The organism is Streptomyces sp. NPDC001970, assembly GCF_053594115.1.
On sequence record NZ_JBSFDW010000070.1, the window covers coordinates 1 to 13,813 of the forward strand.

Sequence of the window (13,813 nt, forward strand, 5' to 3'; positions counted from 1 at the left end):
TGTTGTGGGCGCTGCTGCGTGACGGACGGGTCTTCACCGCCGCCCCACCGGTCACGCAAGCGGCTTGACTTCGTCATTGAGACTCCGGCCCAAAGCCGCTACACCGACCTGGACCGTCGCGGCCGCTGTCAGTGCCGCCGTTACACAATGCGCCCATGAGTGATCGCTACGAAGTCGTCTTCTCCTGCTTCTTGCGCGACGACACCCCAGCGTCGGTTATGACGGCCTTGCGCTGGCATCTGGGCATGGATGCCGAGTACCCCGAGGATCTCGACGACGAGGACGGACAGCTCTACCCGCTACTCGCTCCAGACAACTACAACAACAGTCGTCTGCCCGGCGGGGACGTCGCGTCCTTGCGCCGCACAGTGCAGGAGTTCACCTCGTCCGGCGAGCGGCATGAGTGGGAGCTCTTCGCACGCAAAGACTGGGTCGACGACTCCATGCTCTACCTCCGTGACCTCTTGGACCTGCTCGCCCCACATGTGGCGAGTCCCGGCTACGGGGGGCACTTCCGCGACATCGACGGCACGGCGCTGACCGTCTTCACCTTCCGCGACGGTACGTACGAACCCATTGAGATGCCCTGGGGGTATTGACCGGCCATGACACTCGGATGGGGCTTCGTGCCCCTGGCGTGCCCGATCCTGCGGGACACAGCGGGGACTCCCGGGGAACAGCGGCATCGGTCGCGCGCCGACCCAGGTCAAGGAGTTGCCAGGTCAGCCGCCATCCGCATACGTGGTCTTCCAAACTGGGGCTCCAAACAGAACCCGCCCCTCGCATTCGCGATCATCCCTGTTGCCATGGGTCGGCACCTGCGATGATCACGGCCGTGAGGACGATGTCAAAGTGGTGCCGCGTGACTCTCCCCTGGTTGGGGCTGGCTAGTACCAGTTGGCTGCTCTGGATTGGCGTCAAGATCCACCGTGACGGCGGGTGGATAGGGTTTACGATCCTCCTCTCTGTGTGGATCGTTGTGCCCCTTTACGACATCGGCAGCGCAGTGGTCCGTCGCCGAAGGGTGTGCCGCTCGACACGCGGGGCGATGAGACCCGTCGCCGATCTGACATCCAACGCTGACATCAACGACGACGGACGGCGGCGGAGCTGGACGCTCGGGGGCGGACCTCTCTCACGCGATGGGAACGGCCCAAATGGGCGTAGTTGAACCCACGCTCGAACTCCTAAAGCGGGTGTCGCAGGTTCGAATCCTGCCGGGGCACCATGCCAAAGGCCCCGGACCGATCATGGTCCGGGGCCTTTGGCATACCACCGGTGACGAGACCCGCGCGCTGCGCTGGGCCACCCGCCAGGAGGTCACCGAGCTCGCCGACGAGGCGGGGGGCGTGCGTGTCGGTGTCGCGTGCTGGGCGGCCATGGCGAGGGCGGACCACTCCTGCTGGATCGTGCCTCGCAGGCAGGGGGAGCGGTCAGCCGGTGATCGTTGCTCGGTGGAATCGTCCTGCCCGGTGTTTCAGCCGCTGCTGGGTTCAGGGGCTCTCCGGGCTGACGCGAATGAGACCCGGGCCGGCGTGGACAAACGAGTCCCCGAGTTGCACGTCGTGGCCGTCGTCGCAGCGGAGTACCGCGTGCACCGCGCTACCGCATTCCTTGTGGCGTAGGACCACGGGGGGCCCCTGTTCGTCCGTGGCCCAGGTGTCGCCCCACTGCCGCAGCGCCACGAGGACGGGCAGGAAGTCCCGGCCCTTCTGGGTCAGTTGATAGGCGTACCGGGTCCGCTGGCCGGGCTCCTGGTAGGGGACGCGCTCCAAGAGTCCGGCGGCGGTCAGTTCCTTCAGGCGCGCCGAGGCGGCGGGTTCGCCGATGCCCACGCGCTTGGCGAAGTCGTCGAACCGGCGCGTGCCGAAGAACGCCTCGCGCATGATCAGCAGCGCTGTCCTGGTGCCAGCGATCTCCAGAGTCCTGGCGATGGTGCAGTTGGTCATGGACCAGGCGTCCCGTTCCGTCAGCAGATCCTTCATCTCTCAATCCTCCACCTGACTTGCCTTATGCATAGCCAGACTATAACGTCATGGCTAACTTCTGTAGTCATAAGTCAGCTGGGGTGTGCGCATCCCGAGGGAGGAATCATGGACATCAGCACAGCAACCGTCCTGGTCACCGGGGCCAACCGCGGGCTCGGCAGGGCACTCGCTCAGGAACTGGTCGCGCGCGGCGCCACGGTGTACGGGGCGGCCCGCCGACCGGACCAGATCGATCTACCCGGCGTGAAAGCGATCCGGATCGACGTCACCGACCCCGCCTCCGTCGCCGCGGCTGCCGAGGAGGCCCGTGGCATCACCGTGCTGATCAATAATGCGGGCAGTTCCACGGGCGCCGATCTGCTGACCGGCAGTTGGGACGCCGTCCGCCTGGAGATGGAGACCCACTACCTGGGCACCCTGGGCACGATCCGGGCTTTCGCCCCGGTGATCGAGTCGCAGGGCGGAGGCGTCATCCTCAACGTCCTTTCCGCGCTGTCGTGGATCAGTTTTCCCAACGTCGGCGCCTACTCCGCCGCCAAGGCCGCGCAGTGGAGCCTGACCAACGCGATTCGTCAGCAGCTTGCACCCCGGGGCATCTCCGTGTCCGGACTCCACGTCGGCTACATGGACACCGACATGGCCCGCCATGTCACCGGGCCCAAGAGCGACCCGGCGCACGTCGCCCGCGCGGCCGTTGACGGCATCGCCTCCGGCGCTGCCGAGATCGTCGTCGACGACCTCAGCCGCCAGATACAGGCCGACCTCTCCGGTGGCGTCGCCGCCCTCTACCCGCAGCTCGGCTGAGACGAGGACACCATGACTTCCACCCCTTCCCCCGCCCCCCGCCGACTCAAGCCGGCCGACGAGCAACCCGGCAACCGGCTCTCCCCACACCAGCCCTCCCGGTTCGCGGCCGTCACGCTCGTCGCGATGTGCCTGGGCGCCATGACGACCTTTCTGCTGATCACCGCATCGGTGTCGGCGCTGTCGGCCATCCAGGACGACCTGCACGTCTCCCCAACCGGCCTCGTCTGGATCCCCTCCGCGTACACCCTGCTCGTGGCCAGCCTGGTGATGTCCGCGGGCACCGTCGGCAACCTCTACGGCCGCAAGCGCACCTTCCTCGCCGGCACCGCAATCATGATCATTGGGTCGCTCACCGTCTACGCCGCGAGTTCAGCAGGAGGCGTCATCGCCGGCCAGCTCGTCTCCGGCCTCGGCGGCGCTCTCATCCTGCCCAACAGCCTGGCCATCCTGGGAGCCACTTTCCCCGACCCCCACCGGCGCACCGAAGTCGTCACCGCCTGGGCAGCCTCCTCCGGCATCGGGCTGGCCCTGGGCCCCCTGGTCGCGGGCACATTGCTGGACCACTTCCACTGGAACACGGTCTTCCTGTCGACCGCTGTCCTTGCCGTGGTCACCATGGCCGTGGCCCTCTTCGTCGCCGAATCGCGCGGCCCGGGCGGCAAGCTCGACATCCCCGGCCAGCTCCTTGCCGTCCTGGGCATCGCCGCCCTCGTCTACGCCCTCATCGAAGGCGGACACGACGGCTACACCAGCCCCCGGATGCTCATCACCTGGTTCATCGCGGCCGCGGCCCTGACCGGTTTCGTTCTTGTCGAGCGCGTCGGCCGCACACCCATGCTGGACGTCACCCTGTTCCGGTCGGCGTCGTTCAGCGCTGTCATGTTCGTCGCGGCCGTTTCCCTGTTCGGCTTCACCGGCGTGGCCATCCTGTCGGTGCTCTTCTACGAGCGCGTCCAGCATCTGTCCGCCCTGGACGTGGGATGGCGGCTGCTGCCCTTCTTCGGCGTCTACGTCATCGTCGCCTACGCGACCGGACGCGTGATCCGCCGCACCGGCTTCAAGCTCCCGCTGACCCTGGGCTTCCTCATCGGAGCCGCCGCCACCGCCGGATTCACCACGCTGGAGCCGACCACCCCCTATGCCCGGGTGTGGTGGCTGTACGTGCTCTTCGGAGCCGCATGCGGGATGGTGGCCGCGCCGAGCACCGCCGCCGCCCTGGTCAGCGTCTCCCATGAACGCGCCGGCATGGCCTCCGGAGCCGTCAACGCCTTCCGCCAGATCGGATCCGTCACCGGCTCCTCCCTCCTCGGCGCACTCCTCGCCAGCCGGCTTCAGTCCCAACTTCCGACCCAGCTCGGCGCTCACCACGTGCCCCGAGCAGCCTGGCCCGCCGTCGAGCACGCCGTCTCCACCGGCAGCGGCGGCCACCGAGCGGCCCCGCCGAACGTGACCGCTGCGGTCGGCGACGCCTTCACCTCCGGCGTCCACGCCGGCATGACCGTCATTGCCGCCGTATTCCTGTGCGCGGCCCTCGCCTCAGCGCTTCTGGTGCACAACCGACCGCACCACACCACCGTCACGACGACTGACGCGTAGCTTCCAGGAGCGACGCCGAGAACCGTGGATTCGCCTGCGCAGCGATGCCGACGGGGCCGGCGCCTGCAGTGAAGGGCCACACCAGTCGCAGAATCAGCCGGCAGCACGCTGGTGCCGGCCCGTGGACCGGCCGACCACGCCATCGGCCGGTCCCGCCTGCTGTACAGCAGGCGGGTACAGCATCCACAGCAACCGCCCCCACCCCGTAGTGTCCCCCGTGGAGCCGAAACGCGACCTATATGACCGCCTCCGACCGATCTCTGTAGAACTACGGATCAAAAGGTCGCTGACACGGTGGTCGGCCGGCGCAGTCCCCAGTGGCCGCGCCGAGCCGCGGCTGGCGCGACACAGCTCCGACACAGTAGGTGTGCCCGGAGTACTGCGGGTTGGCTCTCGCGCAGGTCAGACGGGGTGTAGACCTCGATCGACGCAATCACTCCGGAGCCGTGTGCGCAGGTTCGAATCCTGCCGGGGGCACTTGCCTGGGATCAGCAGAAATCAAGCTCTGACCAGGGCGGATGCCGACATCAGAAGGCGGGAGTCAGCCTCAATGACTCCCGCTTTCTCTCGTTGTCTCTCACTGGTCGCGACACACCTCCGACACACCGTGAAGAGCGGTCGCCCGCAGTGCGGATGTATCTGATGGGCAGGACGCTGCTGACGCCGCCACACTCGTTGGACTACCCATCGCGCTACTGAGCCTGGCCGTGGGAGTCGTCGCCATCCTTCTTCTGGCCCGAGCTGCGCTCGGACAGCCCGCGGACGCCGCTGCACAGGCCACCCGCGCCTTGCCGCAGGCGGGCGAGGCGTAGGCCTCGCTGACGCTGACGAGGCAGTGGAGTGGGACGACGGCGCGGCGCTGCCCGAGGTGGCGCGCAGGCGGTGCAGACGTCGGTCAGCCGCCGCAAGGCGGCCGCCGTGTTCAAGGGTGAGAATGGACAGTGTTCGTGCCTTCCGTGCTGGGCAGGTGTGCCAGGCCGCGGGCGGCAGGCGCCATGAGCGCGCGGCCCGGCCCGCACAGGGGGCGATAGAGCACCGGCCCGCCCCGCATCGGGTGCATCCACAGACCGCGATCCAAGGGCCTCACGCCGACCGGGACCCGGTGTACACCGAACCGGGAACGCAAGAGGCGATGGTTTCCCGGATATCCGTGTACGGAAAACCCTCGCGGATAAGGAGGGAAATGTGGGGTGTCCGCCACAGCCCGATCCCTGCCGGTTAAAAAGCCAGGTTTCAAGAGAACCGCCAAAAGGAGAAAGTAAAAGGAGAAAACAATGGAGCACACCCTTGAGCCGGAGGCGCAGGAATTCGCGGACGCGACGGCCAGCCCGCCCTTCCTGTACGAACTCGGTCCGGAGGGCGCCCGCAAGGTGCTCGACGACGTTCAGGCCGCGCCGGTCGCTAAGGTCGAGGTCGGCGAAGACAAGTGGTTCACGGTGCCAGCCGAGGTCGGCGACTTCCGAGTCCGCCTCATCAAGCCGCTGGGAGCCGCAGGGCCCCTGCCCGTCATCCTGTACATCCACGGAGGCGGGTGGGTCCTAGGCAACTCGGGCACCCACGACCGGCTCATCCGGGAACTGTGCGACGGCGCCAAGGCCGCGATCGCCTTCGTCGAGTACGACCGCTCACCCGAGGCCCACTACCCCGTGGCGATCGAGCAGGCGTACGCGACCGCGCAGTGGATCACCAAGAATGGGCCGAGCGAAGGCCTCGACGCCAACCGCATGTCGGTGGCCGGCGACTCGGTCGGAGGGAACATGACGGCCGCCGTGGCGATCATGGCCAAGCAGCGGGGTGACGTGAGTTTCGTGCACCAGTCGATGTACTACCCAGTCACGGACGCCGCCCAGGACACCGCAAGCTATCAGGAGTTCGCCGACGGCCCGTTCCTCACGGCCAGGGCCATGGCGTGGTTCTGGGACTCCTACATCCCCGACCACGAGCAGCGCAACGAAATCACGGCCTCGCCGCTGCGCGCCACGCTGGACGACCTTCGCGACCTGCCCCCGGCGTTCCTGCTCGTGGACGAGAACGACGTTCTGCGTGACGAGGGCGAAGCCTACGCAGCACGGCTGACCCAGGCCGGAGTTCCCACCACCAGCGTCCGGTACAACGGCATCATCCACGACTTCATGATGCTGAACCCCGTGCGGCCCACGCAGGCGACGACGGGGGCGATCGAGCAGGCCGTTCATGTCCTCAGGAAGGCACTCGGAACGCTCTGAGCCTGCCGTGTGCGCAGGTTCGAATCCTGCCGGGGGCACTCGCCGAGTAACAGCGCATCGACGGCGGTCTCCTCGGCCCCTTTGGTATCCGTCCGTAGCTCAACAGGCTTCGCAACCGGCGGGCCGACGACCCCAACGTCCTGCGGCCGCATCCCGCAGGACTGCGACCGCTCAGGAACCCTCGCGAGTTCCGGCATCACCGTCGACGGCGGCCCTTCACACCCGTCCGATCCCAAGTCCATCCCACAACCAAAGGTATGACCGTCGTGAAGGTCAAGCTTCTGATCCCCGCCCTCACCGCTGCCGGTGTCGTCGTCGCGGCGTTTGCCACGGTCCTCTCCGCGCGGTCCTCGGCCTCCGGAACGACCCATGCCGCCGCGCAGGACTCCTCCGGCCTCACCCCGAAGCCGCCCGCGGGCTTCGCCGGACGCAAGGTGAAGGTGGGCGACGTCCACATCAACTTCGTCGAAGGCGGAGAGGGCCCGACCCTCGTGCTGCTGCACGGCTATCCGCAGACCTGGTACGAGTGGCACAAGATCATGCCCGCACTTGCCAAGCACTATCACGTCATCGCCCCGGACCTGCGCGGCGCCGGCGACAGCGACGCCCCCGCCACGGGATACGACAAGAAGACCCTCGCCACTGACGTGCACGGCCTCCTGACCCAGCTCCACCGGGACCACGACATCAGACTGGTCGGCCACGACATCGGCACTATGGTCGCCTACGCCTACGCCGCCGCCCACCCCCAGGACGTCACCAAGCTCGTCCTCAGTGAAGCGCCCATACCCGACCAGACGCTCTACAACTTCCCCTCCCTCACGTCTAAGGGTCCGGGCTTCTGGAACTTCGGCTTCTTCAACGTCACCAACGGACTGCCCGAGCAGACCGTCAAGGACCGCGAGGCACAGTGGATCGACCGTTTCATCGACATGCTCGAGTACAACAAGGACGGCGTGACCGCGCACGACGCCGCCATCTACGGCCACTACCTCAAGCAGCCCGGACACACTCGGGCGAGTTTCGAGTGGTTCCGCACCCTCAACCGGGACGTGTCGGACAACGAACTCAACGCCAAGACCAAGCTCACCATGCCGGTTCTGGCCATCGGCGCCCAGTACAGCCTCGGCCAGTCCGTCCCGGACCAGGTCCGCCGCTACGCCACGAACGTCACGGGCGAAGTGGTCCCGAACTCGGGCCACTGGTTGTACGAGGAGCAGCCGACCGAGATGACCAACCGGCTCCTGGCGTTCCTCGGCAACGGCTGACCCGTCCTCGGATAGCCGCCGCCGGGAGTGTTCAATCAACGGCGGATCCGATGATCAAGGAGACGCCAGATGAGCGAGTCCATCGTGGAGACCGGGGCCGCCTCGGAATTGAGCAGCAGAGTCGCTGACGGGGCGAGACACCGCTGCGACAGCGCGGACCTGGCGCGGGCAGTTGCTCGCCGCCACCGCCGTCAGCACCTCCAAGAAGTGTCCCCGGACCTGGTCTTCGACGTCATCGGCGGCAAGGTTCCCGGCCGCTCGGCCACCGCGGCCAGTCCGGGCGGCACCCTCGTGACGATCGCCCAGCCGCCGAAGATACAGCCGGAGAACGGCCGAGATCATCCAGCGGTACCCGGAGGGCCGGCTGTGCCCGCCGATGAGAGCGGTCCATCCCCTCGACCAGACGCCGGAGGCCTTCCGCGCCAAGAAGGGCACAGCCGACAAGAAGACAATCAAGGTCGTTTGGCGGTGCAAATCTGCGTGAATTCGCCTACCAAGTCGTCAGAAAGCCGCCGTCCACGGTGATGTTGGCGCCGGTGACGTTGCCCATCCGGTCGCTCGCCAACATCAGCACCGCGTCCGCGACTTCGGCGGGCTGCGAGAATCGGCCGGTGACCATGGACCCTGCGACCTGAGCGATCACGTCCTCCGGTGCACCCCCGGCCGCCTGGGACACGGTGGCTGCGATGCCCTCGCTGCCCGTCCACACCTCGGTCTCGACGGGGCCAGGGCTGACCGTGTTCACACGGATCCCCCGGCCGCCCACCTCCTTGGACAGGCCCTTGGAGAAGTTTGCCAGCGCGCCCTTGGTGGCCGCGTAGTCGATCACGCCCGGGTCGGGGAACACGGCGTTGACCGAGCTGATGTTGACGATCGAGCCGCGCCCCCTGGCCAGCATTACCGGCAGGGCCTCCCGGGTGACGCGCACCGTGGCGAACAGGTTGATGTTGAATGCCTCCTCCCACTGTTCGTCGGTGACACTGAGGAACCCGCCGGTTCGCGCGGGGGCCGCACCCACGTTGTTTACGAGGATGTCGATCTGATCCCCGGCCGCCTCGATCAGCCGCCGGGCTCCCTCGCGTTCGGCCAGATCCACCTCCACCAGGCGCGCCTGACCCTTCTGGATCAGCTCGTCGAGTCCGTCGGAGGATGTGCGCGCTGCGGCCACCACCTGGACGCCCTCGGCGGCCAGGGCTTGCGCGATCGCGAGCCCGATCCCCCGGCTCGCGCCGGTGACCACGGCCACGCGACCCTTGAGTCCCAGATCCATGAGGTTTCCTCCGTATACGTATGCTTTGTTCCCTTTTTCGGGCTTTCGCGATCGTACTCGGCAACATGCGGCCAGGCTTGAGCCAACAGGCCGCACCACGGCCGGAACGCAAACGAATCGTCGATCAGAGATCAGCGGCCGAAGTTCTGGCGGCACAGCACGACGATCGAGGGGTCCGCCACCCGACAGCAGCCCCACGACCTCCGGCACGAGGATCACCACAGCTCAGCCGACCTGAACCGAAACATCGAGGCTAACGTGCTACGCGCGCACCCCCGTGTCGTTGTCCGACAGCCCGGTGACGACTACTCCAGGATGAAGGCGAGGATGTCGGGGTTGAGGACGTCCGCGTGGGTCGACAGCATGCCGTGCGGGTAGCCGTCGTAGCTCTTGAGTCGCCCGTTCCTGAGCAGTTCGGCCGACTTCGGGCCGGAGTCCGCGTACGGCACGACCTGGTCGGCCGTGCCGTGCATGACGAGCACCGGGACCTCGATCTTCTTCAGGTCCTCGGTGAAGTCGGTCTCCGAGAACGCCTTGATGCACTCGTAGTGCGTAGTCAGCCGCCCATGAACGCAGGTGAACGGCCTTGGACGAGGCGCATCACCCCACCAACACGATGACCGATGGGGTCACAAGCGTCCTCACGTGGGAGGATGGCGCGCGCATTGAGGTGCGCAACCTCGGCGGGGAGATCGTCATCGAGGCGAACGCCGCAGGGCTGAAGACTCTGGCCGGCCATCTGCTCACACTCGCGCAGGACGGCACACCCGACGGGGCTCATCTGCACCTGGAGGACAACAACGGACTTGAAGACGGGTCCGCAAGCCTGGTTCTGGAGCGGTGCGACGGCGAATAGCCCGTGCCAGATCCGTGCCAGATCGAGCGGTCAGCCACGGTCACTCGGGGCACATGGCGGCGCAGATACCGGTCAGCATGCCCAGCCCCCTTGGGCGACTGGTGACCAGCGAGAACTCGTCCACGATCAGCGCCAGGCTTACAAAGCAGATGTCGGCGGTTCGAAACCGTCCGCGCCCACCAGCCAAAACGCCCCCGCAGCGGACCCGCTGCGGGGGCGTTGACGGTAGGAGTTGACGGCAGTCCCTCAGGCTGACCGGCGGCGACGTCGCAAGAGCCGGTCCATGTGACCGATCGCCTCACGCCGGTTGTCGTCCGACACGTGGGTGTAGATGTTCATCGTGACGGCGATCTGTGAGTGCCCAAGGATCTCCAGTAGCGGGTCCAGGCGTCGCTGAGGTCTTCCGCGTAGTAGCCCTTCGGGGTGGTGCTGCCGACCCGGATGCCGCGGGGTTTGATCGGGGTGTTGTCGGGGCGGACGTACTGGCTCAGGAGCTTGGACAGGGCGCGTGCGGTGAGGGGCTTGCTGCTCTGTCCGTCCTCGCCCAGGTCGGACCAGGGGCGTCATCGAGCTGGAGGAGTACTTCCAGGATGGCGGCGGTGGGCATCCGGTCGACGCCGCAGAACACGCGGTCCCGCAGATCGGTGAGCAGCTTGACGCCAAGGGAGGCTTGATCGCCCTGGGATGCGGCCTTGATGAGCGCGACGCAGGCCGCTCGGGCCCTCTCGGGCCAGTGCCCGCTGGCCGCATCCGCGACGGCGAGCAGGGGCTCCCACACGTCCGCTGGCCGGTCGGTGACTCCGTCGGGCATGTGCGGCCACGCGTCCGCGATCTGGTCATGAATGGTGGCGGTCCATTCCGCGAGCTTGTCTCGCAGGACATGACCCTGCTTCTCGTGGACGCGGCGCCGGTAGGGCTCGCACTTCTCGTTGGGGGCCTTCTTGCGCATGCGGATGATGACCGACCTGGTCAGGATCGTGTCGGGCAACGAGCCCAGTCCGGCCATGGCGACCGCGCAGAACGAGTCGAACCAGCCCGCCTTCTGATCGGAGCCCTCTCCGACGCAGCGCAGGGACTTCGCGCCGCGCCGGTAGCCGGAGTTGAGGAACCCGCGGACCTCTTCGTTCCCGCCGGCCTTCGGGCCGAAGACGGTGTCGATCTCGTCGAAGAGCAGTGTCGGCGTTCCCGCATCGGCCGCCACCAGCCGGAACAGGGCGTTGGCGGAGGCGTTGACGGTGGTCGCCGCCCGCGGGGTGAGTGTCTCGATGATCTCCAGCGCGCGGGACTTCCCCGAGCCAGGTTCCGGGGAGAGGAACGCGATGCGGGCGGTGCCGTCGAGGGCGTCGATCAGGTGGGCGTGTGCGTCCCACAGGGTGACGGCGACGTAGGCGTGTTCGGTGGGGAAGACGTTGAAGCGCCGGTGGAACGCTTCGACGTCGTCCAGGAGCGCAGCGCCGTCGATGGGCGTCGCGGGCTGGCTGTTGGTGGTCATGCGACGTTCCTCCCTTCGGTGATGTGGAGCGGGCAGAGGTCGCGGTGGGAGGTGTGGTCGTGGATCAGGGCGAGCACCTTGCGGTGGCCGACGGCGCTGCGGTCCCGTCCGCAGGCGCACCACGACGTCGCCGTCGGGGTGGCGCCGCGGGGAGCGCGAATGTGAAGCCAGGCCACAGGAGAGCGACGGTCACCGGACGGTGGGGCGCTGATGCGCTGTCCTGAGGGAAGAGCTGAAAGGACGCCCTGGCGGGCGGCCTTCTCTCGGCCGCCCGCCGGATTTGGGGGTGGGGCCGTGTTGGCGCGGTCCGGGCGGTCGGTGGCGTCGGGAGGGCATTTGGGCTTCGGGCGGGGCGGGACGTGGTTCACGTCGTCTCCCGCGCGCGGCAGGTCCGGGCGGAGTAGGCCAGTGCGTCGCGGATCGTCGCGCGGCACTCGGCCGCCGGCAGTCCGGCCGCCTCGCCGGCCGCCCCAAATGCCGCCTCGACCACGTCTCGGGCGATCTCGCCCCAGACGACGAAACGCCCAATAACGATCGTTCGGGTCAGCAGCAGGTGATGTCGCTGGCCCTCCCGGGCCTTCCTGACCCGCGCGGTCTCGCGCTCCAAGGCCACCTCAGCCCGGCGCGTGGCCTGCCCCGGGATCAGCAGCGGAGCAGGCGCCACGGCAGGCTTCGGCGCAGTCTGAAGATGCGGCAACAGCCACCCGGGAAGAGCCACGACGGGGGCGTCGTCGACCATCTCGTACGCACCCGCGGTGGTGGCGCTGCCAGCGGCGACGATGTTGCCGCCCCATGCCCGGGTATCGACATTAGGCGCCACGGACTTGGCCGTGCACGGCAGATAGACACCCGGTGGGGTCTGAAAGTACAGGTGCAGGCCTCCGGAGGGCGTCCGCACCGTGTAGGTGGCGGGCGAGGACTGTCCGGCGCGCTCGCAGAGCGCCGCAAAGGACGTCGCGCCGCAAGGCGCGTGGTCAGCTTCATCAGGCGCGGTCTGGCGGCGGTGACGGTGCCGGGGTTCGGGTTGATCGGCTGTGGGGGCGGGAGCGCTGCGGTGCCAGCGCCCACCGAGTCGGAGAAGTCGATCGAGGAGCTCAACGAGGATGCGCGGGGCGCACAGCTCCGGTGCCCGTGACGGCAGTCGTTGACGGCAACATGGGCGCACAATGGCTGATCCTGTCGCCCAGAGGCAGCCCTGGGGGCCAGGGGCGGGCGGCTTTATCGCACACCGTTGAACGGACCGGACGAACTTACAAAGCGGCGCCCTCGATGATGTCGGGCACGGTGCGGCGGCGTCGAGCAGGGCGCGGGCGCGGTCCCATGCGCGGGCCTGCCTGGTCTCGGCGAGTAGCTGCTCGGCCGCGCCCTGCCCCGGGGTGGTGGTGGCCTTGTCGGCGACGGCGCGCCTCTCCTTGGTGCCGCGCAGGTGCCAGGGTCTTGGGGCACCAGCTTGGAAGACGAATGAAGGTGTGTGGCCTGGCCCTGGGAACGTCTGGCTGGGCGGTGTGCCGCTACTGGTTCAGTCGGTGACGTTTCCACACGCTGACGGCACCTCGACTGCGGGACGGAGCGCAGGGACGTACGGCGTTGGAGCGAGTTCCGCAGGCTTTGGGGCGTCTGCAGCAGGCGGCCGTGGCCGGTCCTTACGACCCCTGCCCGTGAGCACCCGCCATATGCCCCGGGACTCCCGGCGTTTCAGGACCCGGCTCCGGCCGTCGCCGAGCTTGCTGAAGCGGACGGCGGCCTTCTGGTGGGCTTCTATGGCTTCGTCGAACCGCCGCATCTGCTGTAGGGCGGTACCGAGGTTGTTCAGCGCCTGACCCTCGCCGTGGATGTCACCGAACTTGGTGAAACGGTCGGCGGCCTTCTGGTGGGCTTCTACGGCTTCGTCGAACCGCCGCATCTGCTGGAGGGCGGCACCGAGGTTGTTGAGCGCCTGGCCTTCGCGGTAGTTGTCACCGAGCTCGCCGAAACGGTCGGCGGCCTGGTGGTGGGCTTCTATGGCTTCGTCGAACCGCCGCATCTGCTGGAGGGCGGCACCGATGTTGTTGTGCGCCTGACCTTCGCCGTCGTGGTCACCGAGTTCGCCGAAAAGGTCGGCGGCCTTCTGGTGGGCTTCTATGGCTTCGTCGAACCGCCGCATCTGCTGGAGGGCGGCACCGAGGTTGTTGAGCGCCTGGCCTTCGCGGTGGTTGTCACCGAGTTCGCCGAAACGGTCGGCGGCCTTCTGGTGGGCTTCTATGGCTTCGTCGAACCGCCGCATCTGCTGGAGGGCGGCACCGAGGTTGTTGAGCGCCTGGCCTTCGCGGTG

At 67.7% G+C, this 13,813-nt stretch carries 11 protein-coding genes and 4 pseudogenes; 7 read left to right on the forward strand and 8 right to left on the reverse strand.

Translation table 11 applies throughout. The features are described 5' to 3' along the window. The first annotated feature begins 155 nt into the window (after positions 1 to 155). Together ACWCP0_RS40510 and ACWCP0_RS40515 are read left to right on the forward strand one after the other, a co-directional pair. Positions 156 to 599, forward strand: coding sequence for a hypothetical protein (locus ACWCP0_RS40510; RefSeq protein WP_451083729.1), 444 nt, complete (start codon positions 156 to 158; stop codon positions 597 to 599). 672 nt (positions 600 to 1,271) lie between these two features. Next, positions 1,272 to 1,358 (forward strand): annotated as a pseudogene (locus tag ACWCP0_RS40515) (NUDIX hydrolase); the annotation flags it as partial. A 135-nt stretch (positions 1,359 to 1,493) separates the two neighbouring features. On the opposite strand, the gene ACWCP0_RS40520 reads toward ACWCP0_RS40515, so the two are convergent. Further along, positions 1,494 to 1,985, reverse strand: coding sequence for a winged helix-turn-helix transcriptional regulator (locus tag ACWCP0_RS40520; RefSeq protein ID WP_451083730.1), 492 nt, complete (start codon positions 1,983 to 1,985; stop codon positions 1,494 to 1,496). Positions 1,986 to 2,093: 108 nt separating this feature from the next. On the opposite strand from ACWCP0_RS40520, the gene ACWCP0_RS40525 reads away from it, so the two are divergent. The 4 genes from ACWCP0_RS40525 (at position 2,094) to ACWCP0_RS40540 (ending at position 7,884) form a co-directional block, all read left to right on the forward strand. Further along, entirely contained in the window at positions 2,094 to 2,792 is a 699-nt protein-coding gene (locus tag ACWCP0_RS40525; RefSeq protein ID WP_451083731.1) for an SDR family oxidoreductase, read from the forward strand. 12 nt (positions 2,793 to 2,804) lie between these two features. Further along, positions 2,805 to 4,391, forward strand: a complete 1,587-nt coding sequence (locus ACWCP0_RS40530; protein WP_451083732.1) for an MFS transporter — start codon at positions 2,805 to 2,807, stop codon at positions 4,389 to 4,391. Positions 4,392 to 5,665: 1,274 nt separating this feature from the next. After that, positions 5,666 to 6,616 carry an alpha/beta hydrolase gene (locus tag ACWCP0_RS40535; protein ID WP_451083733.1) on the forward strand — a complete coding sequence of 317 codons (951 nt, stop codon included), beginning with the start codon at positions 5,666 to 5,668 and terminating at the stop codon, positions 6,614 to 6,616. 257 nt (positions 6,617 to 6,873) lie between these two features. Next, positions 6,874 to 7,884, forward strand: a complete 1,011-nt coding sequence (locus ACWCP0_RS40540) for an alpha/beta fold hydrolase (protein WP_451083734.1) — start codon at positions 6,874 to 6,876, stop codon at positions 7,882 to 7,884. Between the two features lie 490 nt (positions 7,885 to 8,374). Here ACWCP0_RS40540 and ACWCP0_RS40545 read toward each other — a convergent pair whose 3' ends face one another. Beyond that, a complete protein-coding gene (locus tag ACWCP0_RS40545; protein WP_451083744.1) occupies positions 8,375 to 9,154 on the reverse strand; it encodes an SDR family NAD(P)-dependent oxidoreductase in 780 nt (259 codons plus the stop codon). Positions 9,155 to 9,459: 305 nt separating this feature from the next. Next, a pseudogene (locus ACWCP0_RS40550) lies at positions 9,460 to 9,720 on the reverse strand (alpha/beta fold hydrolase); the annotation flags it as partial. A gap of 20 nt (positions 9,721 to 9,740) precedes the next feature. Here ACWCP0_RS40550 and ACWCP0_RS40555 point away from each other — a divergent pair. Next, positions 9,741 to 10,010, forward strand: coding sequence for an Imm32 family immunity protein (locus tag ACWCP0_RS40555; RefSeq protein WP_451083735.1), 270 nt, complete (start codon positions 9,741 to 9,743; stop codon positions 10,008 to 10,010). 246 nt (positions 10,011 to 10,256) lie between these two features. Here ACWCP0_RS40555 and ACWCP0_RS40560 read toward each other — a convergent pair. The 5 genes and pseudogenes from ACWCP0_RS40560 to ACWCP0_RS40580 all read right to left on the reverse strand — a co-directional run. Next, a pseudogene (locus ACWCP0_RS40560) lies at positions 10,257 to 10,388 on the reverse strand (site-specific integrase); the annotation flags it as partial. After that, positions 10,346 to 11,502 (reverse strand): annotated as a pseudogene (locus tag ACWCP0_RS40565) (DUF3631 domain-containing protein). The pseudogenes ACWCP0_RS40565 and ACWCP0_RS40560, both read right to left, overlap by 43 nt. Then, positions 11,499 to 11,678 carry a hypothetical protein gene (locus ACWCP0_RS40570; protein ID WP_451083736.1) on the reverse strand — a complete coding sequence of 60 codons (180 nt, stop codon included), beginning with the start codon at positions 11,676 to 11,678 and terminating at the stop codon, positions 11,499 to 11,501. The pseudogene ACWCP0_RS40565 and the gene ACWCP0_RS40570 overlap by 4 nt, the downstream one beginning before the upstream one ends. A 188-nt stretch (positions 11,679 to 11,866) precedes the next feature. After that, complete coding sequence (locus tag ACWCP0_RS40575; protein ID WP_451083737.1) at positions 11,867 to 12,667, reverse strand: bifunctional DNA primase/polymerase; 801 nt, start codon at positions 12,665 to 12,667, stop codon at positions 11,867 to 11,869. A 354-nt stretch (positions 12,668 to 13,021) separates the two neighbouring features. Next, the gene (locus tag ACWCP0_RS40580; protein WP_451083745.1) at positions 13,022 to 13,765 is read right to left on the reverse strand and encodes a tetratricopeptide repeat protein; all 744 of its coding nucleotides are present in this window, start codon (positions 13,763 to 13,765) and stop codon (positions 13,022 to 13,024) included. Positions 13,766 to 13,813 lie beyond the last annotated feature (48 nt).